Annotated in this window: 14 protein-coding genes and 1 tRNA gene; 7 read left to right on the forward strand and 8 right to left on the reverse strand. The window is 72.8% G+C overall.

Features of this window, described 5'->3' with window-relative positions; all coding sequences use genetic code 11:
* Positions 1–91 precede the first annotated feature (91 nt).
* The 5 genes from ACWEPF_RS32145 to ACWEPF_RS32165 all read left to right on the forward strand — a co-directional run bounded on the left by ACWEPF_RS32145 (position 92) and on the right by ACWEPF_RS32165 (position 3,583).
* On the forward strand, positions 92–790 hold the full coding sequence (locus tag ACWEPF_RS32145; protein ID WP_452175326.1) for a response regulator transcription factor: 699 nt from the start codon (positions 92–94) through the stop codon (positions 788–790).
* Entirely contained in the window at positions 787–2,241 is a 1,455-nt protein-coding gene (locus ACWEPF_RS32150) for a sensor histidine kinase (protein ID WP_452175327.1), read from the forward strand. The genes ACWEPF_RS32145 and ACWEPF_RS32150 overlap by 4 nt, the downstream gene beginning before the upstream one ends.
* Positions 2,242–2,356: 115 nt before the next feature.
* Complete coding sequence (locus ACWEPF_RS32155) at positions 2,357–2,752, forward strand: hypothetical protein (RefSeq protein WP_452175328.1); 396 nt, start codon at positions 2,357–2,359, stop codon at positions 2,750–2,752.
* 23 nt (positions 2,753–2,775) lie between these two features.
* The gene (locus ACWEPF_RS32160) at positions 2,776–2,946 is read left to right on the forward strand and encodes a hypothetical protein (protein ID WP_452175329.1); all 171 of its coding nucleotides are present in this window, start codon (positions 2,776–2,778) and stop codon (positions 2,944–2,946) included.
* Positions 2,947–3,461: 515 nt separating this feature from the next.
* Positions 3,462–3,583: transfer RNA gene (locus tag ACWEPF_RS32165), tRNA-OTHER, on the forward strand.
* An 84-nt stretch (positions 3,584–3,667) separates the two neighbouring features.
* On the opposite strand, the gene ACWEPF_RS32170 is transcribed toward ACWEPF_RS32165, so the two are convergent.
* Positions 3,668–12,685 carry a WXG100-like domain-containing protein gene (locus ACWEPF_RS32170; RefSeq protein WP_452175330.1) on the reverse strand — a complete coding sequence of 3,006 codons (9,018 nt, stop codon included), beginning with the start codon at positions 12,683–12,685 and terminating at the stop codon, positions 3,668–3,670.
* 4 nt (positions 12,686–12,689) lie between these two features.
* Positions 12,690–13,214, reverse strand: a complete 525-nt coding sequence (locus tag ACWEPF_RS32175) for a hypothetical protein (RefSeq protein ID WP_452175331.1) — start codon at positions 13,212–13,214, stop codon at positions 12,690–12,692.
* A 350-nt stretch (positions 13,215–13,564) separates the two neighbouring features.
* Between ACWEPF_RS32175 and ACWEPF_RS32180 the strand changes: the two genes are divergently transcribed.
* Positions 13,565–14,740, forward strand: a complete 1,176-nt coding sequence (locus ACWEPF_RS32180) for a hypothetical protein (protein WP_452175332.1) — start codon at positions 13,565–13,567, stop codon at positions 14,738–14,740.
* Positions 14,741–14,956: 216 nt separating this feature from the next.
* Here the strand turns inward: ACWEPF_RS32180 and ACWEPF_RS32185 are convergent, their stop codons facing one another.
* Positions 14,957–17,311 (reverse strand): hypothetical protein, encoded by a 2,355-nt coding sequence (locus ACWEPF_RS32185; RefSeq protein ID WP_452175333.1) that lies wholly within the window; start codon positions 17,309–17,311, stop codon positions 14,957–14,959.
* Between the two features lie 206 nt (positions 17,312–17,517).
* Here ACWEPF_RS32185 and ACWEPF_RS32190 point away from each other — a divergent pair, with 206 nt between their 5' ends.
* Positions 17,518–18,870 (forward strand): ABC transporter substrate-binding protein, encoded by a 1,353-nt coding sequence (locus tag ACWEPF_RS32190; RefSeq protein WP_452175334.1) that lies wholly within the window; start codon positions 17,518–17,520, stop codon positions 18,868–18,870.
* Between the two features lie 64 nt (positions 18,871–18,934).
* On the opposite strand, the gene ACWEPF_RS32195 is transcribed toward ACWEPF_RS32190, so the two are convergent.
* The 5 genes from ACWEPF_RS32195 to ACWEPF_RS32215 all read right to left on the reverse strand — a co-directional run.
* Positions 18,935–19,510: an RICIN domain-containing protein gene (locus ACWEPF_RS32195; protein WP_452175335.1), complete on the reverse strand. Its 576-nt coding sequence runs from the start codon at positions 19,508–19,510 to the stop codon at positions 18,935–18,937.
* A 146-nt stretch (positions 19,511–19,656) separates the two neighbouring features.
* Positions 19,657–20,082: a hypothetical protein gene (locus ACWEPF_RS32200; RefSeq protein ID WP_452175336.1), complete on the reverse strand. Its 426-nt coding sequence runs from the start codon at positions 20,080–20,082 to the stop codon at positions 19,657–19,659.
* 45 nt (positions 20,083–20,127) lie between these two features.
* Positions 20,128–20,457, reverse strand: a complete 330-nt coding sequence (locus ACWEPF_RS32205; RefSeq protein ID WP_452175337.1) for a cyclic-phosphate processing receiver domain-containing protein — start codon at positions 20,455–20,457, stop codon at positions 20,128–20,130.
* A 79-nt stretch (positions 20,458–20,536) separates the two neighbouring features.
* Positions 20,537–20,890 (reverse strand): hypothetical protein, encoded by a 354-nt coding sequence (locus ACWEPF_RS32210; RefSeq protein WP_452175338.1) that lies wholly within the window; start codon positions 20,888–20,890, stop codon positions 20,537–20,539.
* A 95-nt stretch (positions 20,891–20,985) separates the two neighbouring features.
* Positions 20,986–21,260, reverse strand: a 275-nt coding sequence (locus ACWEPF_RS32215) for a GNAT family N-acetyltransferase (protein WP_452175339.1), incomplete at its 5' end; no start/stop codon positions are given.

The following is a 21,260-nucleotide window of genomic DNA, read 5'->3' on the forward strand; positions in this document are numbered from 1 at the left end:
GCGGGGATCGACGGGCTGCGCACCCCGGGCTGCCGTTGTGAGGGGAGGCGTGAGAGCGTGGGCGCCTCGTGGCGGGAGCGGAGGAGAGCCGATGGGTGCCGGACGGGTGCTGGTGGTGGATGACGATGCGGCGATCCGGCGTTCGTTGGAGCGCGGGCTGCGGCTCAGTGGGTTCACTGTCCGGACGGCCGGGAGCGGGCCCGAGGCGCTGGACCTGTTGGCGGGGGAGCCGGCCGACGCGGTGGTGCTGGACGTCTCGATGCCGGGCCCGTCGGGGACCGAGGTGTGCCGGGAGCTGCGTGGGCGGGGTGACGAGACGCCCGTGCTGATGCTCTCCGCGCTGGACGAGACCGCAGACCGGGTGAGCGGGCTGCAGGCCGGTGCGGACGACTACCTGGTCAAGCCGTTCGCCCTGGAGGAGCTGGTGCTGAGGCTGCGGGCGCTGCTGCGGCGGCGGCCCGCGCCGCCGTCCGCCACCCTGCGCTCCGGACCGCTGACGATCGATCAGGAGACCCGGCAGGTGCACCACGGGACGGCCGAGATCAGCCTCACCCGGCGGGAGTTCGAGCTGCTGGTGCAGTTGGTGAGGAACACCGGCATCGTGCTGAGCCGCGACACCCTGCTGGAGCGGGTCTGGGGCTACGACTTCGAGGTGCGCAGCGACGCGGTCGACACCTTCGTCAGCTACCTGCGCCGCAAGCTGGAGGAGGGCGGACGGCCGCGCCTGATCCACACCGTGCGGGGCGTCGGGTTCGTGCTGCGGCTGCCCGTCGAGGAGGGCGGGCGGTGAAGCTCTCCACCCGGATCGCGCTCTCGGTGGCGGTGATGGTGCCGCTGCTGGTGCTCGGGGCCGGCGGCCTGCTGCTCGGACTGGTCAACAAGGACCTGCGGGGCCAGCAGGACGCCCGGCTGCGGGAGCGGGCTGCCGCCGTGCTGCCCTCGGCCCGGGCGCTGCTGGCCGCCGACCACAACGGACGGCCCAGGGCCGAGCAGAACCAGGGGCGCAAGGTGCTCGGCGACGCGCTCGACTCCGGTGTGCGGGTGACCGCCGCGGACGGCGCCGTGGTGCTGGCGGGCGGCCCCTCCCCGATCGACCCGGCCCGGTTGCCGGGCGGGCCCGGTGGGCCGGTCACCGTCCGCGAACACGGAAGCGCCTGGCGGGTGCTGACCGTCCAGGTGGACGGTGCGGTGCCGGGCACGCTGGCCCTGATCGCCCCGGCCGCCGCCGACGGACCCCAACTCGCCGCCGTCCGGCGGCGGGTGCTGCTGGTGACCGTGCTGGCCGCGCCGGTCTCTGGACTGCTCGCCCTCGCCCTGGCCGACCGGGCCACCCTGTCGATCCGCCGGCTCAGCCGCCGGGCCGCCGGGCTCGACCCGGCGGCCGGTGCGGCGGCCTTCGCGCCCGGCCGGAGCCGGATCGCCGAGGTCGACGAACTCGCCACCGCCATCGGCACCCTGCTGGCCCGCTACGACGAACAGGCGGCCCGGACCGCCCACGCGCTGGACACCGCCCGGTCGTTCTCCTCCGCCGCCTCGCACGAACTGCGGACCCCGCTGACCAGCATGCGCACCGACCTCGACGTGCTCGCGGCCCACCCCGACCTGCCGCCCACCGAGCGCGCGGAGATCGTCCGCGACCTCCGGGCGGACCACGGCCGGCTGGAGGAGCTCCTCACCGCCCTGCGCACCTTGGCCCAGGGCGATCTGGTGGAGGCCTCGGCCTTCGGGCCGCTGGACCTCGCGGAGCTGGTCGAGGAGGCGGCGGGGGAGCTCCGCCGGCACCACCCCGAGGTGCTCCTGACCACCGATGTCCCTTCGGAGGTCCGGGTGTACGGCTGGGAGGGCGGCCTGCGGATCCTGCTCGCCAACCTGCTGGGGAACGCGGTGGTGCACGGTCACCGGCCGGGCGAGCCGAGCACCGTCGCGGTGCGGCTGCGGGCCGACGGCGGGGCCGCGGTGCTCTCCGTCGACGACATGGGGCCCGGGATCGAACCGGCGCTGCGGCAGGCCGTGTTCACCCGCTTCCACCGGCGGCCGGACAGCCCCGGATCCGGCCTCGGCCTGACCCTGGTGGCCCAGCAGACCGCGCTGCACCGGGGGACGGTCACCGCCGGGCCCGGGCCAGGGGAGGTGGGGACCCGGTTCGAGGTACGGCTGCCGTTGCTGCGGGACGGTGCGTCCACGGTGCCGGGGCAGATGCCGTCGCGGCGGGACTGGCTGACGGCCGATCAGGGGCGCTGAGCACGCGTCGCGCTCACAGGAATTCCACAAGAAGCCCCGCTACCTTCCTGACCGGCCTGGCCCGGACCCGTGACCTCGGGACCGGGGGCCACCAGTCACCGAAGGAGATCCAGCCATGCCCAGCAACCGCAAGGCCGTCGTCGCCGCCCTCGCCCTGGCCGGCAGCCTGCTCGCCGTCGCGCCCGCGCAGGCGGACACCAAGCCCACCAGTGCCCCGACCGGCGACGGCGCCAAGTCGATCTGCAAGCGGCTGCCCAAGACCCAGGAGCATGTCGCCGCCGCGCTGACCCGGCTGAACGGCGACGCGACCGTCGTCGGCTCCGTGGCCCGGATGGAGCAGCGGGTGGCGAACGCCAAGGCCGCCGGCCACACCGAGATCCAGACCCTGCTGAACGACCGCCTGACCCACCGCAAGAGCATGGTGCCCACCCTGCAGACCCGCCAGAACGACCTCAAGGCGGTCGCCACCTGGTGCGCCGCCCAGCCCAGCGCCTCGGCCAAGTCCAAGTGACGGGCCGTCACGCCGGAGCCCTCGTGGTCACCTTGGTCACCGCGGCGGTGCTGGCCCTGAGCGCCTGCGGCCCCAAGGCCGCACACCCGGGCGCGGGTACCGACAACGCCCAGGTGCAGGACATGCAGCAGAAGCTCGACGCGGCCGAGAGCGCGGCCGCCGAGGCCGACGCGGACAGCACCCAGGACAACTGAGGCCCGGTCAGCGCACCTCCAACGGCCGTCGCGGGCCCGGTCCGCCGGGTTCGGGCGGTCGTCGTCGGGGCACCGGGGAGCGGGCTGGGGGCGGAGGGGGAATCCGCCGCCGGCCCGCTCCGCCCGTACTCCAGCGGGCGGACGGTGCGGTGCGGGCGACGATACGTCAACCGTCAGGCGTAGATGGCATGTTCGTGTCCGAAAAGACGCACGTCAAAGCCCTGGTCACCACTGCCCCAGACGACTACTGTCGCCGCAACGGCAGCCCCACCACAGCACCGACGGGCCGCCGGGCGCAGCGGCCGCGCACCCCCTGCGGCGGCCTGCGCGCCACCCGGCCGGGCCCGCCCGTGCGCCCCCGTCGCACCCCGGGCCCGGCCGGAGCCGGCAGCCGCTTCACCGGCCGGGGCTCGTCCGTGCTGCCCGCCGGGCAGGGACCTGGCGGTCCCGGGCGTCAGGTGGGCTCTTGGGGTTCTATGATCGCCGCATCAGGAGGGTGCCCTCCTGAAGGGTGCCGGGCTGTGGCAGAGCGGCCCATTGCGACCCCGTCACCCAGAGGACCCTGCGTGACGGGGCTGGACGCCGGAGAGGGTCCTCTCTCCCAGTCGTCCCGCGGGTTCGAATCCCGTCGGCCCGGCACCCGGCTCGGCACGGCATCCGTCGGACCAGGGCCGTCACCGGCCGCGCCGGGTGGGCCCGGCACGGGCGGTGACGTGCACGGTCAGGCGGTGTCCGGGGGCGGGGTGGTGCGGGAGGTGACGAAGGTGTCGGCCGCGTCGAGGTGGGAGGTGGTGGCGGTGCGGAGGGGGTCGTCCTGGGGGTGGTCCTCGGGGGTGCGGTGGTGGCGGATGGTCAGTTCGCGGCTGCCCTCGGGGCGGGCGGTGACGCGGTAGTCCCAGGGGTGGTCGGACTCGGGGGCGGCGGCGAGGCGGACGCCGACCTCGGTGGGGCGGTTGCCCGGGCCGAGGTAGGTGGACTCCTCGATGGTGCGCAGTTGCTGGGCGGGGTCGCCGGTGAGGTCGTGCTCCTGACGCAGCGGCAGGTTCGGGCCCTCGCCGGAGACGGTGAGGTAGAGCTTGCCGACCGGTGGGAGGTCCGACTGGAGCAGGGGGGCGGCCGCTGCCGCGGCCTCCGCCATCGCGGCGGTGACCAGTTCGTTGGCCGGGCCGTGGTCGGTCCAGGTGGCGCGGTGGACGTCGTAGGGCTCGTGCTCCGGCCAGCCGTCCTTCGCCCCGGCGACCAGGTCGTCCAGGGTGACGGGGCCCTGGGCGGACTTCCGCTCCACGTAGTCGACCACCTGGCGCAGCTCGTCGCCGGTCAGCGGGGTGCCGGCGGGCTTGCCGAGCAGGTCGCCGAGCAGGGTGGAGGTGGCGGTGGAGGAGCCGCCGGAGAGCTCGACCAGGCGGTCGGTGGCCCGGATGTGGGCGGTGCCCGCCTCGGTGACGGGGCTGAACTCCCCGCCGTAGGCGGCCTGGCCGACCCGGAGGGTGCCGAGGAGCTGCTCGCGTTCGGCGGGCGTGGCGGAGGTGTGGTCGAACGGTGCGTCGGTTCCCGACAGCGTGCGGTGGACATCGTCGAGCCGTCCGGAGTCCTCGGTGGAGCGGAGCTCGCCGCCGTGGTGCTCCGGGGTGAAGGCCAGGTAGGAGTCGGAGGGCAGGTCGGCCTTGGTGGTGTCGGCGAGTGGGATGTCGACGGTGAAGGGGATGATGCCGGTCTCCTTGACCGGGTTCTGCTTGCCGTCGAAGAGGGTCAGCTCGACCTCGGCGTGGCCCTGGTAACGGGCCATCGGGACGGGGTACTTGGCGTTGGAGATCACCTGGCCGGAGTCGCCGTGGGTGCCGCCCTCGCGCCAGAACCGCTGGGCGCCGCCGGTCAGGGCCGGGTTGTGGGTGACGTCGCCGGTGATCCGTGCGCCGACCAGTCCCTGGGCGCCGGCGTTCTTCGCCGACGGGTCGGAGTGGACGGTGCCCGAGGAGACGGAGTTGGACGGGCTGGACTCCGAGGCCTTCTCGGTGTTCAGGTGCTCGAGGGAGACGATCTTCATGCCGACCTCCAGCCCCTTGCCGCCACCGAGGGTGATCCGCTTGGTGGGGACGGTGGCCGAGACCTCGGTGCCCTGGGTCGCGGTGGTGAAGAGGGCGGACAGCTGGCTGTGCGAGGTCGCCCCGCTGACCAGAGGCGCCATCTCGTCCCAGGTCTTCCTGCCGAAGAACTCCGGGCCGCGCAGCCGCGCCAGGTCCTGCACGCCGCCGACGTCGCCGAGGAAGCGCAGCACGTCGCTGTCCTTCAGGCCGCCCTCCCAGACCCGCTCCGGCGGGACGCGGACCTCGGTGGTCGCGGGCGCGTCGGGCGACAGCGTCCGGGGCGGCTCCGCGGGCGCGGTCGTCGCGTCCTCGGTGGCGGGCTTGGGGACCGGCACGGTCTCGCCCGTCTCCACGATGGTCTCGAAGCCGATCGCCGCGGTGCGCTGCTGGTGCACCGAGGGGCCGACCAACGGCCGCCTGGTCATGGTGAACTGGAGCTCCGCCTCACCCCGGAAGGCGCTGCCGGGCAGCTTGGCCTTGGTGGCCGAACCCGCCGAGGTGCTGGTGTTGCCGGTCTCCGCGTGCTCCTGGCCGCGCCCGCCGGTACCGGTCAGACCGGCCGTCACCGAGACGGGCGTGTTCGGGATCGGAACGGCGGCCGTCACGCCGAGCAGGCCCTGGTGGCCGTGCGCGGTGCCCTTGGTGTCCGCGAAGGAGCGCTGGACGTCGGTGCCGGTGTTGAACTCGGTGGTGCCGGAGTCGCCCAGGTGCTCCATCCGGTCGCGGAGCACGGCGCCGACCCGGACGGTGGTGCGGCCGTGGTGCACCACGATCTCGTCCCCGGCCGTCATGCCCTTGAGCCGGGCCTGGAGCTTGTCGGGGGTGAGCTCGGCGTCCAGCTTGCTGCGCAGGCCCGGCCAGTCGCTGCCGAACGGGTTGCTCTCCAACTTCGGCTTCCCGTCGGACCGTCCGAAGCTGGGGAGCAGGGAGTTGGGCTTCCAGCCGGACTCCACCTGGCTGAGGAGCGACTCGCCGAGCGTCTGCCGAGGGGGTGGGGTGGCGCCGTCCGGCTTGGGCGGGGTCGGGTCGGGCAGGGCGTGGACGTCGGTGACGATCGCGGAGGAGTCGAGGCGGCGCCCCTCCACGAACCCCTTGGGCTGGGTGGTGGTGGGCCGGTCGACCGGGCCCGAGACCGGGTCGGCGTCGCGGGTCGGGACGGCCACCCGGGCCACCGTGTCGACCTGTTCGACGTGCGTGCCGTCGTTCACCCCGAGCCGGGTGAACTCCACCTTGACGTCGTAGGCGGTGTTGACGTCGAAGAAGACGGCCGGCTCCACGTGCTTGCCGCGGTTGGAGGCCGAGCCGACGGTCTCCGAGCCGTGGCCGTAGGTGCGGTCCATCCGGTAGGTGTAGCCGCCGGTGGCGTCCACGATCGGGGCCCGCATCCGGAGCAGCCCGCCGCCGTCGAAACGCTCGCGCCCGTCCCGCAGGTTGCCCTGCCCGCGCGAGGAGCGGCTGCCCGACTCGAACTCGTACTTGTCCGCCTTGGAGTGGTAGGTCGAGTCCTGCAGCCGTGCGGTGACGGTGACTTCGGCCTTCCAGGTGGTCCCGGAGATCGTCTCGGTGATCTGCCCGCCACGGGTGAGCTGGGAGAGCTTGGTCTTGAGCGCGACCCGGTCGAGGGAGGCATCGAGCTTCTGCTTCACCTCCTGCGAGGGCTCGCCGTACTTGTTCCGGACCGCGTCCTCCACCGAACTGCGCACCTTGTCGGCGCCGTTCAGGCTGTGCACCACGTAGGAGGCGTTCAGCTCGTGCTGCTCGCGCATCCGGCGGGGCGCGACGTGGGTCGCCTCCGGCGGGGCGGGCTTGGGCGCTTCGGCGGGCGGCTTGCTCCCCGGGGCGGGCTCGGCCGGGCGCTTGAAGTCGACGGTGCCGTCCTCGGTGCGCGGTGCCTGGACCTTGACGGTGTCCCGGGAGTCCAGGCCCACCTCCACCTTGAGCGGGGCCGAGGTGTCGGACCTGCCGCTGCCGCCCTTGTCACCGGGCGGGCCGAAGTGCACGTCGACCGTCAGCCCGGCACCGTAGATCACCTGCGGCGCCGAGTACTTGCCGTTGGCGTACACCCGGTCGGCCTGCCGGCCCTGCGCGCCGGCCCGGTCGCGCTGCTGGCCGTTGACGCCGCCGATCAGGTCGGCGCCCGGCGCGCCGGGCGTGGGGCGGGCGACCGTACCGCCGAACTGGCCGTTGACCAGGGCGGTGCGGGAGAGCAGGTTGCGGTCGACGTGGAAACTGCCGGTCTCGTTCACGGTGTTGAGCTCGGCCTTGCCGTCCTCGCGGCGGTACGTCATCGAGTCCACCCGGGCGGTCGCGGTGACGACCAGGTTCTCCTTGCCCGGGATCTTGATCTCCAGGGGCTCGCCCCGGGTCATGCCGGTGAGCTTGGCCGCCAGGTTGGGCTGGCTGAACCCCTGCAGGACCTGCTCCCTGACGGAGTCCCAGTCCTTGCCGAACCGCTCCCGGCCCTGGGCGTCGACCGCCTTGCGGAGCGCGGCGGTGCTCTCCAGGTCACGGACCACGACGGTCTCGCCGAGGCCGCCCCGGTCGTTGCCACCGCGCCAGACCGAGTCGGGCGGGCTGGTGACCTCGTGGGTGGGAGGCGGGGTGGTCTCGTCGGCCTTCGGCGCGGGGGTGGTCTCGTCGGCCTTGGGAGTGGCGGGGGTGGTCTCGTCGCTCTTGGGAGCGGAGGGAGTCGTCTCGTCGGTCTTGGGGGCCGGGGTGGTGTCCTCGGTCCTGGGGACGGTGGTGTCGGCGCGGTCGACCAGCAGCTTGACGTCCGCCGTGCCCGCCGCGTGCGTCTCGGGCTTGCCGTTGAAGGTCATCTCGAACTGCACTGGGCCCTCGTAACGGACGCCCGGCACCTTGGACTTGCTGGTCAGCTGGGAGGTCCGGCTGTCGCCCGAGATCTCGACGTGGTCCCGCCCGAGCCGCCCCGCGCCGCCGCCGCTGAACACGGCGGGGCCCGGCCGCAGCGCGCCGGCCAGTCCGAACTGGCCCGCGTTTCCCTGGTTGCTCGCGGTGCTGCGCACCTGCTGGACGGAGGTGCCGATGTTGAACTCGGTCTCCTTGGTGGTCCCGGTCTGGCGCAGGTCGCCGACCTTGGCGCTGATCTCCACCGAGCCGATGGTCCTGCCGTGCCGGTCCTTGAGCGTGACCGTGCTGGGCTCGCCGGCCGTCATGCTCTTCAGGTCCCGCTGGAGCCGGGGGAAGTCGACCTCGGAGAGGACCTTCTCGCGCATGGCGGGCCAGTTCTTGCCGAACTCCTGCTGTGCGGCCTTCTCCACCTGGTCGAGCAGCGCCTCGACGGGCTGCTTGTCGGTGGGGCCGCCGCCGTGCGGCGAGAGGTCGAGCACGATCTCCTGACCGCCGACCCGGCCGTCCAGCAGACGTTGCGGGGGCGTGCGCGGATCGCCGACCGAGTCACCGTCAGGACGCTGCGGCACCGCGACGTTCAGGCTGAGGTCGACCGCCTCGGTGTGGCTGCCGGTGGGGTCGGTGGTGACGGGCTGGTGGTCGTGGCGCAGCGAGCCGAAGTCCAGCTCCAGCTTCATCTTGGTCTCGAACACGTCGGCGGGCTCGGAGGTCTTGGACCGGGCCACCATGCCGCCCAGGTCGAGGTTGACCTCGCCCTGGCCGCGGTCGTGGAAGTACGAGGCCAGCTCCGCCCCCTCGGCGCCCGCGCCCGCCTGGCGGGTCTGGGCCCCGATGTTGAACTGCCACTGCGAGTCCCGGCTGCCGCCGAGCGCGACGGTGCGGTCGGCGCCGTTCTCGAACTCGATCTTCTCGGTGCGCAGGTGGGTCGACTCGGTGACCTCGCCGCGGAGCTTGATGTTCCCGCTCCAGCCGTTGCCTTCGAGCGGCACCGTCCAGGTCTCGCCGCGGGAGAGCGCGCTGAGCATCGGGCGGAGGGTGGCCGGACCGAAGTGCGCGTCGGCGAACGCCCGGGCGGCCGCCCGGTCACCCGGGACGACCCCGGAGAGCACGTCGATCACCTTCTGGCGGACGGCCGCCTCGTTCCCGGTGAGGCCGACGACGAGGTCGTTGCCCGCGATCGGGCGGGGGGCGGTGGTCTCCGCGGCGGGGGTCTTCGGCTCGGCCTCGGGGGGCGTGGCCGGCTTCTCGCCGGGCTCCTCGGGCTTGACCTCGGGGTCCTTGGCTTCGGGGTCCTTGACCTCCGGCTCCTTGACCTCCGGCTCCTTGGTCGCGGGGTCCTTGACCTCGGGTTCCTTCACCGCGGAGGCGGGGTCCTCGGTCTTGACCTCGGGGGTCTTGACCTCCGGGGTGGGGTTCGGGGTCGGCGTGACGGCCGGTGCGTGGACCGGCGCCGGCTCGCTGCCGTCGTAGTGGTTGCCCCGGTGATACACCGTCACCTGCTGCCCGTCCGGCGGACCGAAGATCGCCAGCGGGATGCCGTCGTGGTCGAGGACCCGCATGCGCAGGTTCAGCGCGTGGGCCGCGGCGGCCGGGAGCATCTCGCCCTCGGTGGTCAGCCAGCGGTTGCGCCAGTCGCGGACCGTCTGCAGCAGCGCGTCCCGCTCCTTGGGGGTCGGAGGTGGGGTGTTGTGGGCGAGGTGGTCACCGACGATGCCCCGCAGGTCGTCGAGCGGCATGCCGACGTAGCCGTCCCGGACGTCGCGCGGGAGGTACGCGAGCAGGTCGTTCGCGGTCAGGTCCGGGCGACCGAGCTGGTGGTTGCGGTAGTTGGCGACCACCTCCGGGGGCCACTGCTCCCGGGGCAGGTCGGTGAAGTGCCGGTCCACCGCCGTCTGCAGCCGCCGCGACGGGCTCACCGCACCGGTGCCGTGGGTGCCCGGCAGCCCGGGTGCGCTCACGGCGAGCGAATTGAGCAGGCAGAGGCCGTCGCCGGTCACCGGGACCCGGGGGCCGGGCGGCGGGAAGGTGGCGTCGGACGTGGCGGGGTGGGAGGCCGGCGGGACGTGGGTGGTCTCGGGAGCGGTGGTGGTCGAGGTGGTGGTCGTCGGGGCTTCCTCGGCGGCCTTCGGCGGCTGCTGGTGCTCCGGGGACGGCGGGGTGTGGGTCGGCGCCGGGGCCTCGGAGTCCACTCGGCCCATGAACTCCCGGAAGCCGTCGTACACCTGATCGTCCGTCGGCGCGGGGCGGCGCGGGGTGCGCTCGGGGCCCGGCTTGAGGGAGCCGCCGCCGGAGGGCGTGGTGGTGGGGGTGGCCGTGGGGGTGGTCGGCCGGGAGGGGGTCGGCGCCGGCTCGGCGGGGCGGGTGGTGCTGCTGCCGTGGTTGCCGGTCGTTCCGGTGCCGTGACCGCCGACCGGGCCGGTGACGAAGCCGTTGGGGACCGGGGGAGTGGCGGCCGGGGTCTGGGGCGTGGCGGAGGGCTCGGGGGAGACCCGGCCGGTCACCACCGGCTCCGGTTCGTTCCTGGTCGGGGACTGGCCGCCGGAGATCCGGGTGCCGCCGTCGAGGGTGGTGTGACCGCCGGTGCCGCCGAGTGCCCCGGCGAGGTTGGGGACCGAGGTGGTGCCCAAGGGCTGCTGCGGCGGCAGGTTGGAGGACTCGGTCACGGACTCGCGCACGGGGGTGGCCGAGTGCGCGACGGGAGCGGGCGCGGGGGCCGGCTGCTCGTGGACGGGCGTGGCGGGCCGGGAGACGGTCGACTCGGCCGGCGGTTCCTGCCGCTGCACGGTCGTCTCGGTGCTGCCGCGTTCCTGGACGGGCTGGTGGACCGGCGGGGGCGCGCTCTCCTGAGTGGACGGGCGGGGGCTCGGGTCGTGCGTGACCGTCGGTTCGACGGGGCTGCGCTGGAGGGTCGGCTCGTGGGCCGTCACGGGGGCGCTGTCGGTGCGGGCGAGCAGCGGCTCGTGGACGGTGGGCTGCTCCTGACGGAGCGTTGGCTCCGAGTGGCTGCGCTGGAGGGCCGGCTCCGGGGGTGTCACCGGGGTGCTGTCGGTGCGCGTGAGCAGGGGCTCTTGGCGGACGGCCGGCTCGTGGGGTGTGACGGGGGTGCTGTCCGTGCGGGTGAGCTGCGGTTCCTGGCGGACCGTCGGTTCGACGGGGCTGCGCTGGACGGTGGGTTCGTGGGGTGTGACGGGGGTGCTGTCGGTGCGGGTGAGCAGGGGTTCCTGGCGGACCGTCGGTTCGACGGGGCTGCGCTGGAGGGTCGGCTCGTGGGAGGTGACCGGAGTGCTGTCGGTGCGGGTGAGCTGCGGTTCGCGGGCCGTGACGGGCTGGTCCTGGCGGAGGGTCGGTTCCGAGTGGCTGCGCTGGAGGGTCGGCTCGTGTGCCTGGACCTGCTCGCGCGGGGTCATGACGGGGGAGTCCGAGCGGGCGGCCACCGACTCCTGGCGCGGGACCGCCGCGTGCATCTGGGTGGGCTCGGCGGGCACCGAGCGCTGGGCGGTGGAGTCGAGGGAGCGGGTCGTCGCGGTCGCCGCGTGCTCGGTGGGCGTGTGCTGGCCGACCTCCGTACGGGAGAACGTCGGTGACGAGGGTTCACTCAGGGAGCGGCTCGAACCGAACGGCGTCAGCCCGTTCACCCGGGACTCGCCCGGGCTGCTGGGGCGGCCCTCGGTCGTGCCGTGCGTACCCGTGCCGGAGGTCGAACCGCCGTCCAGCGAGCGGCTGGTCGAACCGCCGCCGCCACCGCTGCTGCCGCTGCCTTCGCCCGACGGGCCGTGGTAACTGCCCTCCACGGAACGGGGCGTGGGCTTGGAGAAGGTCGGCTGGCCGTCCCCGCCGTCGAGCGAGCGGGTGCCCGAGGTGTCGACGTGCGGCAGGTCGCCGGCCTTGGGGGCGTTGAGGTGGCCCTTGATGGCGGAGGAGCCGGCGTGCAGGCCCGCGCCCGCGCCGCCGGAGAGGCCGGAGCCGAGCAGGGACTCGCTGTCCACCTTGCCGGTGGTGATCAGTTGGGTGGAGACGTCCGCCCCGACGCCGACCGCCGCGCCGGTGGCCACCTTGCCGACCGTGGAGTTCAGCGCGCGTTCGGCGCCGAGCTTGGCGCCCGCTCCGCCGATGCCCTTGCCGATGAGGTGGGCGGAGGCGCCGCCGACCGCGCCGCCGAGGGCGTTCTGGCCGAGCTCCTTCATGTCGATGCTCTTGCGGTGGCCCTCGGCGACCTGGATGCCCTGGGCGAGCAGGTTGATGGCGGCCATCTGGGCGGCCTGCTTGGCCGCCATCTCGATCATTTCCTTGAGCAGGGTCTTGAGGATGGTGGTGACCACCGTCCGGCTGACCCCGACCATCACCGGCACCTGGAGCAGCGAGGCGCCCGCGGTGAACGGAGCCTCGGCCTCGGCGGTGGCGATCTCGAAGGCCAGGATGCCGAGTTGGGCGATGATCTGGATCTTCGCGGTCTCCGCCGCGTTGGCCGTCGCCTCCAGCATGTCGCCCATGCCGTTGAGCGAGTTGACCGCGCCGGGGAGGAAGCCGGGCTCCTCCGGGGTGCCCTTTCCGGTGGCGTACTTCGCCCAGTAGGCGGCCAGCGCCTCCGAGGCGCGGCCCTGCTGGCCGTCGAGCGCGCGTTTGATCGCGGCGTCCGAACTCTCCGTGGCGTCCGTCAGGTCCGAGGCGGCCTGGCGGCAGCGTTCGGCCATGTCGCGGAGCAGGTCCTCGTCCGCCTCCGGCCAGCGGCAGCCGGCCAGCAGTAGGAGCACCCACTGGAGGGGTTCGGGGAGTTCGACGGCCATCGGGTCAGTGCCTTCCGCTCTGCGAGATCCGCGGGGTCACCGGGATGTGCGTGAGGTTGTCCACCCGGGCGGCCGGCACGGCCGGCGCCTGGGGTATCGCGATCTCGGTGGCGTCGAGGTCCTCCAGCGTGGAGATGATCGACTGCTCCGCGTTGTCGTAGCCCTCGGCCATGGCCTTCATGCCCTCGGCGATGCCCTTCAGCGCCTCGGGCAGGCTCCTGACCACCTCCAGGGTGTCCTTGCTGAACTTGAGGTAGCCCTTGTCGCCCTCGGCGAACTTCTTCCCCGAGTCGTCGTTGCCCCAAGGGTTGGTGGCTTCCGCCGAGGGCAGGAAGGCCTCCAACGAGGCCGACAGCGCACGGACCTGCTCAGCCGCGGCGAGCAGCGGCGACACCGCCGCCTGGTACTGCTCCGGCTTGACCTGGAACCCCTGCCCGGCGTCACCGCCGCCCTGAGCGGGAGCCGCCGACACGCTCACGCGTCGGGCGGCCTGGAGTCTCTCGGCCCGGACCGGCTCGTCGCTGCTCATGGTGCTCCTCCGTCGTCCACCGGTCAGGTCTTCAGCGGGGGAAGTTAGCCTGCCCGGGTGGCCGCCACATGACGGGCCGGGGGATCGCAGGCATCCGCAGGGATGACGGTGTGACGGTCCATCAGCTCCATGGATGTGCCGTGGGCGGCGTGCGGGTTCCCTTACGGGCGCACCGGTCCGTGTGGTGGAGGGGTGTTCAGAGGCCGCCCGGTCCGTGGCCGGCGGGCTCAACTCGCCTGTGTGACAGCTGATCTGACGGAACGTCGTTTATCGGATGTGTAGTCCGGTCCGTGAAGATCCTGTGCCTGTCCGGCCGTCGGGGCGGGGCACCACGAGTGGAGGAGTACCGGGTGATCGGGTTCGAGATCGAGATCTGTCTTCCCGTCGCGGACCAGGCGGGGGACCCGATCGCCGGGGACACCCTGCTGGCCGCCAGCAGGACCGTGCACGGGTACGGGCGGGGGGACGTCCCGATCTACACGCTGGTCTCCGACTACCGCTCGCTGCCCACCCAACAGGCGTACTCCAACCTCGAGTTCGTGACCAAGCCCTGGCGCGTGGTCGGGGATGCACGGCTGGTCGGGCCGGTGCTGGTGGAGAACACCCTGGGCCAGATCCGCCAGGTGCGGGACGCGCTGTACGAGGTGGCGGAGGAGGCCGCCGAGACCGAGGAGGGCACCGCCCCGTTGGACGCGGCGGCCGCCACCTGGCTGAACTACACCACGGCCGGGAAGGCCCTGTTGCTGACCCCGGGCAACGGCTACGAGGAGGAGGCCGGGACCGAGGGCAACGGGGACGGCCTGTACCCGCACTACTCGGTGGGCGTGCCGCTGGGCGGGATGCCGTACTTCCTGGACCGGTTGCGGGAGGCGGCGCCGGTGGTGGACGACGAGATGCTGCTGCCGCAGGCGCGGCACCGGCTGGTGCAGGCCAAGGCCTTCGCCGCCTCGGCGATGGAGGACTTCCGGCAGCGCGGGGCCGGCGACGGCCGGGCCCGGGAGCGCCGGGAGCTGGACGGCTACCTCCAGTTCGCCTTCACCCAGATCGCGGCCTTCGCGGACTACGTGGCCCCGGACGAGGACGAGGGCCAGATCAAGAACGGCACCGTGCTGCTGAGCCGTGCCGTCCTCGCCGAGGTGTTCGCCCAGCTCTCGGCCGAGGCCCAGAGCTTCCTGCGGCAGCGGGTGCAGGATCTGATCACGAAGGTGTCCGAGTACCAGGAGGACCCGTACGAGGGGCCGAAGCTGGCGTTCCGCGACCGGGCCACCCGGGCGATCGTCGCCAACGCCCCGGTCTCCCTGGTGGCCTACGCCCAGGCCGCCTTCAACGGCCGCGTCTCGATCTCCCAGGAGCGGGTCTTCGGCGGGATGCGCGAGGTGTCGCCGCACGAGGAGGAGGAGGCCATGATGATCCCGTTCGAGATCCGCACCCTGCGGGCGAGCCGGAAGACCTGGGGGCAGCTCAGCACGGACCTGGCCGACCTCTGCACCTGGGCCCAGGCCGCCTACGAGCGCGGACGGGTCTGACCGCCCCGCATCCGGTGTTTGATTCTGGTGATTTGAGTTTGATAGCGTTCGATTGCTGTCGGCGACCCCGCCGCACCCGGTCGTCACATGGGCGTGTCGGCTGGTCGGGGTCAAGCCAACAGCGTGGTGGCGGCGGCCGTTGAGGGTCGGTCCGTCGTCACGAGAGGCCGGTGACGCCCCTCCGTTCGTCGGGGGTCACCGGCCTCTCGGCCGTTCTCAGGAGGCCTGGGCGGTCGCGGTGGCGCCGGGGGCGACGGAGACGGTGGTGTAGCTGTAGGTGGTGCCGTCGACGGTCCTGGTGGAGACGGGCCGGGCGGTGCCGTTCACCGTGATGGCGGAGACGGTGCCGGGGAAGCGGGCCTCCCAGGTGTAGGTGTCGGGGCCGGTGGTGTTGGTGAGGGTGGACCTGGTGGCGCCGTCGTGGCGCAGGGTCAGGGAGTTGGCACCCAGGCGCAGGTCGGAGACCTGCAGCCAGCCCATGCCGGTGGGCAGGTGGGAGGCGGTGGCCAGGGAGCGGGCCGGGGCGTTGGGCTGGACGCCCATCAGGCCCTCGACGGTCTGGCTGACCAGGGTGAAGGAGACCTCGGGGTAGTCGCCGTTGTTGCCCTGCTGGGCGACGGGGTGCTTGTCGTCGCGGCGGTCGTAGACGTACTGCATCCACTTCCACGCGGTGTCGTTGCGGTTGTAGGTGAAGTAGGTGTCGGGCAGGTAGGTGATCGCCTCGATGTTGGCGGGCTTGCCGCTCCCGCTCGCCTGCTGGTCGATGTAGTCGAGGTAGGCGTCGTTGCGGGCGCCCGGTGCGGTGATCCGCTTCATCGGCATGAACCAGCTGTTCTCCTTGCCCCAGCCGGTCGACGAGGAGCCGGCGGTGGAGTAGCCGCGGACCATCGCCGCACCCGAACCCGAGCCGCTCCAGGTGGAGTTGAAGTAGGACTTCAGGTCAGCGGCCTTCTGGGTGTACTGGGCGGAGAGCGCGGAGTCGCCCTTGTCGGCGGCCAGCGCGGCCATCGCCAGGAAGGCCTGGTACTGGGATCCGATGGAGTCGCCGGCCTCGGCGAAGTGGTCGTCGCCGAGCTCCTCGTAGCTGGCGGAGCCGGAGAAGATGCCGTTGCCGGTGCCCTCGGCGACGCCGTTCGGCTTGGCGGAGTCGTGCAGCTCGACGAACTCCTTGGTGGCGTGCCGGTAGTAGTCCCACAGGGCGGAGTCGTCGAGGTAGGAGCGGTCGCCGCTCCAGCGGTAGGCCTCGTCGGCCTTCTCGACCAGCTCGAAGGCGGCCGGGACCTCGCGGACGAAGGAGTCCGGGCCGGCGTAGTCGATCGAGAGGTAGGTCCGGTTGTCGAAGTTGAGCGCCCAGACGGGGTAGTACTTGTGCTCCGGGGTCGCCGAGGCGGCGAAGGCGCGGAGCATGGTGAGGTTCTCCTCGTTGAGGCCCAGCACCGAGGCGCCGGCGACCTGGTGGGCCATGTCCCGGGAGTAGTACGCGCTGCGGTGGGCGTAGCCGGCCCAGTAGGAGGCCTGGTAGGTGGCGCTGCCCGAGCCGGAGGGGTGGCCCTCGTCCACGTTGAGCGGGCCGGCGGTGCCGGGGACCTGGACCCAGCTGTTGGCCTTGCGCTTGGCCCAGTCGAAGAGGGCGGCCGCCTTGGGGTCGGAGGAGGTGACCACCGGGTCGGCCGGAGCGGCGGGGGAGAGCATCAGGTCGTCGACGTTGACCCAGGCGGAGCCCGACTCGAAGGCGATCTCCACGCTGTCGCCGGCCTTCACCGGCACCCGGCTGACGGTGTAGCGGGCGTAGCTGGAGCGGCTGGGCAGGGGGACCGTCCCGGCGGTGGCGCCGTTGACCCGGACGGTGAAGGCGGCGCCGGTGCCGCCGGTGGCGATCCAGGCGGTGACGTCGAAGCTGCCGTCGGCGATCGGGGTGACGGTCTGCCAGACCTTCTTGCCCGCACCCCCGTCCAGGTAGGCGAGCCGGCCGCCGAAGTGCGGGTTGTTGGTGGCGGTGCCGGTGCCGGGTGTGAAGTTCCAGGCGGTGGTGCCGAGTTCGAAGCCGGGGTTGGTCACGGCGATCGGTGCGCTGCGGAAGACGGCGACGTCGTCGACGTTGATCCAGGCGGTGCCGGACTCGAAGGCGATCTCCACGCTGTCGCCGGCCTTCACGGTGACCCGGGGCACGGTGTGCCGGGTGTAGGAGGAGGCGGCCGGCAGGGCGACGGTGCCGGCGGTGGCTCCGTTGACCCGGACGGTGAAGCTGCCGCCCGCGCCGCCGGTGGCGATCCAGGCGGTGACGTCGTAGGTGCCGGCCGTGGTGGGGGTGACGGTCTGCCAGATCCTCTTGCCGGCGCCCGCGTCCAGGTAGGCGAGCCGGGCCCCGGTGCGGGGGTTGTTGGTGGCGGTGCCGGTGCCGGCGGTGAAGTTCCAGGCGGTGGCGCCCTGTTCGAAGCCGGGGTTGGCGAGGGCGGGCGGCGGCGCGGTGGCCGCGGCCGCGGTGGGGGCGGCGGCGGTGAGCGGCGCGAGGCCGGCGAGCAGGGAGAGGGCCACGAGGACGGTCGGGCGCGGGGGCCGGGCGGGGCGCATCGGGGGGCTCCGGTCTGAGGGGGGACGGAAGGCGACGGGCGGACGCTAGCAGTCCGGGTAGGACTTTCCCTAGTCTTGCAAGATTGCGATGCCATATACGTCAGAAAGCTTCCATGAATACCTTGCAAGCAACTTTGCAAGGTTGCTAGCCTCCTGCCCCGTCGGCAACGGAGCCGGCTCCGAGCAAGTGGTCAAGGGGTTCTGACATGGACATAAGCCGTCGCGGAGTGCTGCAAGCCGCAGGGACGCTCGCCGTGGGCCTGGGCCTGTCAGGAGTCGCGGCGTGCGCGAGTACCGGCGCCCCGAAGCCCCGGGCGGGTGCGGACGATCCCGGCTCGGCCACCAAGGGCGACATCTCGGTCTGGAGCTGGCAGGGCCCCGCCGCGCAGCTCAAGGCGCTGGTTCCGGCGTTCAACGCGGTGTTCCCCGACATCAAGGTCACCGTCCAGGACATCGGGAACCCGGCGATCTGGGAGAAGATCAACACCGGCATGGCCGCCGGCGGCGCCGGTCTGGCCGACGTCCTGCACATCGGCGTGGACTACCTGCCGGGCTACGTGGAGAAGTTCCCGATCGGCCTCGCCGACCTGGGCCCGCTCGGGGCCTCCCGCCACAAGGATTCCTTCGCCCAGGGCCTGTGGGCCACCGTCGCCCCCCAGGGCCGCGTCAACGCCCTTCCCTGGGAAGCGAATTCGGGCGGGTTCTGGTACCGGGCCGACGTGTTCGAGCAGGCCGGGGTGGACCCGGGCGCGCTGGACACCTGGGACGACGCGATCGAGGCCGGCAAGAAGATCAAGGCCAGGACCGGCAAGTACCTGCTGGGCATCGACAAGCCCGCCTCGCAGGCCGACGCCGCCAACTTCTTCCAGCTGCTGCTCCAGCTCCAGGGCGCCTTCTACTTCAACCTGGAGGGCGCCATCACGCTGGACTCGCCCGAGGCGGTCAAGGCCATGACCGTCATCAAGCGGATGAACGACGCCGGGCTGGTCTCCGACCTGGCCGGCGGCTGGACGGCACTGATCAGCTCGATCAAGCAGGGCACCGCCGCGGTGCTGCCCTGGCCCACCTGGTTCGGCGGCGTGATCGAGGAGACCGTCCCGGAGGAGGCGGGCAAGTGGGCGGTCCGGCTGCCCCCGGCGATGCGGCGCGGCGGCTCCACCGCCGCCACCGTCAACTCCACCCACCTGGCGATCAACGGCAGCAGCACCCAGCAGGCCGCCGCGTGGACCTTCATCGAGTACGTGCTGACCCGGCCGGAGTCCCAGGTCGCCATCTACCGGGGCAAGGGCATCGCCCCCGCCCTGCTCAAGGCCTACGAGGACCCGGTCTTCCACACCACCTCGCCCTTCTTCCGCGAGCAGCGCAAGGGCGAGGTCTTCCTGGAGGCGCTCAAGGCGCCCTCACCGGCCTTCAACTACACCTCCGACTACGCCCGCGCCCTCAAGGTGGTGACGGACGCGCAGACCAAGGTCCTGCTCAAGGGCGCCGACCCGGCGGAGGTGCTGCGCAAGGCCGCCGACCAGCTGGCCCAGCAGTCGGGGCGCAAGCTGGTCAGGTGAGCCGGACGCGGCAGGCGGCGGCCCCCCGGGGAGGGGGCCGCCGCCGTGGTGGGGTGACCTTCCGTCAGTGCCAGACCCAGGTCTGCTGGGAGCCGCCGTTGCGGTCCCAGAGCTGGACGTAGGTGCCGTTGTAGCGGATGGTGTTGAGGTCCGCGTCGAGGACGCGGGCGTTCTTCTTGGTCTGCAGGGCGTGGCCGTCCCAGATCCAGATCTGGTTGTCCCAGCCGTTGCAGTCCCAGAGCTGGATCCTGGTGCCGTTGCCCCCGATGGTGTTGAGGTCGGCGTCCAGGCAGCGGTGGTTGTACTCGGTCTGGATCCAGTAGTAGCCGACCGGCTGGCCGGCGACCGGGGTCCAGATCCAGGTCTGCTGGGCCTGGCCGCTGCAGTCCCAGAGCTGCACCTTGGTCCCGTTGCCGCCGATGCTGTTGAGGTCGGCGTCGAGGCAGCGGTTGCTGTACCCGTTGGTCAGGGCCGTGGTGCGGTACTGGGTGGCGGCCAGGGTCGACGGGGACGAACTGCCCACGACCGGGGGACCCGGGGCCGCGGCCGCCGCCTCCGCACTGGTGGTGCCGCCCACCAGGGCCAGCGAGAGGGTGCTCATTCCGGCCGCGATGCCGAGGCCGATCCGGAGTCTGGTCATCTGTGCCTCACAACGTCTCGTCGCGCGTGCTTCCTTGACCGGTAGTCGGGGGAGGCCTTGCGCCCGTCCCCCGACTGCCTCCTCCAAGGTAGGAGCGAGATAAGCACCGCACATGAGGCCGTCGTCCCGGTCCGGTCCCGGGACCGCTAGAGCTCCTCGTCCCGGGCGAGTTCGTCCCACGGGAGGTCCAGCAGGCCCTCCACCGCGACGGTTCCTGACGGGAGGTCAGGGGTCGGCTGGAACCAGATCACGGTCAGCTCCGACCGGTGCAGGTACCGGGGCAGCTCCGGGTCGACCGGCTCGGAGGTGAAGTGGCCGACGCAGATGACCTCGGGCAGCAGCTCCACCGGTCCGAAGGCCGTGCCCGGATCGCCCGTGAGCTCGCGCGGCGGCTCGACCAGGTGGCCGGGGCGCCCGCCCGCGACGGCCTGGCGGCGCAGGCCCGCCAGCTTCATGTCGTTGACGGGCCCGCAGGGGTAGCCCTCCAGGAAGTGGCCGTAGGTCGAGGAGAGCGTGACGTCGAGGAGTTCCACGGTGCGTCCGGAGGCGAGCAGGAGCCGGGTCAGTGCCATGCCCGTACGCTAGCGCGGACGTCCGCCGGACGCCCTCGCGTTTTCTCAGGCGCTGGTACGGCGGACCTGGTAGTTCCAGCGCCGGAGGGAGCTGACCACGGTCTGGGCGCCGATCGGGTTGGCGCTGTGGACGTAGACCGTGCCGATCCGGAAGGGGCGGCCGTGGAAGGCGGCCTCCTCGAGGAGCGTCACCACCGGCATGATGCTGTCCTCGCCGCCCAGGTCGTGGTCGAGCCAGAGCTCGTCGACGTACACCTCGCGGTGCTCCTCCAGGAGCCGGACGCCCTCGGCACTGGTGCGGGCGATCCGGGTGACCCAGGGGAGCGGCCGCAGGTCGTCGATGCCGAGGACGATGGGCGCACGGGTGTCGTTCATGAGGGCATGCTCCCAGGCCTGCGGGGCGCCGACCAGCGAGTTCCCGCGGCCCGGGCGGGGCACCCCGGCTGACGGGCGGTCAGCCCCGGTCCACGCTGACGCCGCCGACCAGCCCCCAGGCGTTGACGTGGATGGTGGGGCCGCCGAGGCGGTCCGGGCCGTCGTCGCTGACGCCGCCGAGGCGCAGGCCGGTGACCTTGACGTTGACGTCGGGGCGGACCCGGAGGCGGACGCCGCCGATCAGGCTCAGTTTGGTGATGCGCAGTTCGGCGGTCTCCGGGAGGTCGACCTCGGTGAGGTCGACGTCGACGCCGCCGATCAAGGAGGCGGCCAGGGTGCGGGCGTGGACCTCGTCGCCCGAGAGGCGGGTGCCGCCGATGATGCTGATCCGGACGTCGGTGCTGCCGTCGTCCTGCTTCCCCGTGTTCGTCATGGCTTCACCGTAGGGCCGCAGGGGAGTTGACGGACAGTGGGACGACGCACGTGCGGGAGATGACGGATGTCATCCCCCGCACACCGTCGGCTCCGTCAGCCCGGGAGGTGCAGGTAGGTGCGCGAGCCCCGGGCCGGGTCCAGGGTGGCGGTCCAGGCGGGCGGGGCGAGCGCGGGCGGGACTTCGGTGAAGCCGTGGCGTTCGAACAGCAGGCCGGAGCCGGTGGTGGCGGTGCAGACGGTGTGCAGTCCCAGCCGGCGGGCCTCGGCGAGGACGGCCGCGACCAGGGCACCGCCCAGGCCCGCGCCCTGGCGGCCGGGACGCACGCAGAGGTTGTGCAGGAGCCCGGGCGGCCGCCCGCCGGGGTCCT

It is taken from the genome of Kitasatospora sp. NPDC004289, assembly GCF_053602875.1.

Coding starts and splice junctions, on each gene's coding strand:
- ACWEPF_RS32145 (WP_452175326.1), top strand. CDS start 92: ATGGGTGCCGGACGGGTGCTGGTGGTGGATGACGATGCGGCGATCCGG.
- ACWEPF_RS32155 (WP_452175328.1), top strand. CDS start 2,357: ATGCCCAGCAACCGCAAGGCCGTCGTCGCCGCCCTCGCCCTGGCCGGC.
- ACWEPF_RS32170 (WP_452175330.1), bottom strand. CDS start 12,685: ATGGCCGTCGAACTCCCCGAACCCCTCCAGTGGGTGCTCCTACTGCTG.
- ACWEPF_RS32175 (WP_452175331.1), bottom strand. CDS start 13,214: ATGAGCAGCGACGAGCCGGTCCGGGCCGAGAGACTCCAGGCCGCCCGA.
- ACWEPF_RS32185 (WP_452175333.1), bottom strand. CDS start 17,311: ATGCGCCCCGCCCGGCCCCCGCGCCCGACCGTCCTCGTGGCCCTCTCC.
- ACWEPF_RS32190 (WP_452175334.1), top strand. CDS start 17,518: ATGGACATAAGCCGTCGCGGAGTGCTGCAAGCCGCAGGGACGCTCGCC.
- ACWEPF_RS32195 (WP_452175335.1), bottom strand. CDS start 19,510: ATGACCAGACTCCGGATCGGCCTCGGCATCGCGGCCGGAATGAGCACC.
- ACWEPF_RS32200 (WP_452175336.1), bottom strand. CDS start 20,082: ATGGCACTGACCCGGCTCCTGCTCGCCTCCGGACGCACCGTGGAACTC.
- ACWEPF_RS32205 (WP_452175337.1), bottom strand. CDS start 20,457: ATGAACGACACCCGTGCGCCCATCGTCCTCGGCATCGACGACCTGCGG.
- ACWEPF_RS32210 (WP_452175338.1), bottom strand. CDS start 20,890: ATGACGAACACGGGGAAGCAGGACGACGGCAGCACCGACGTCCGGATC.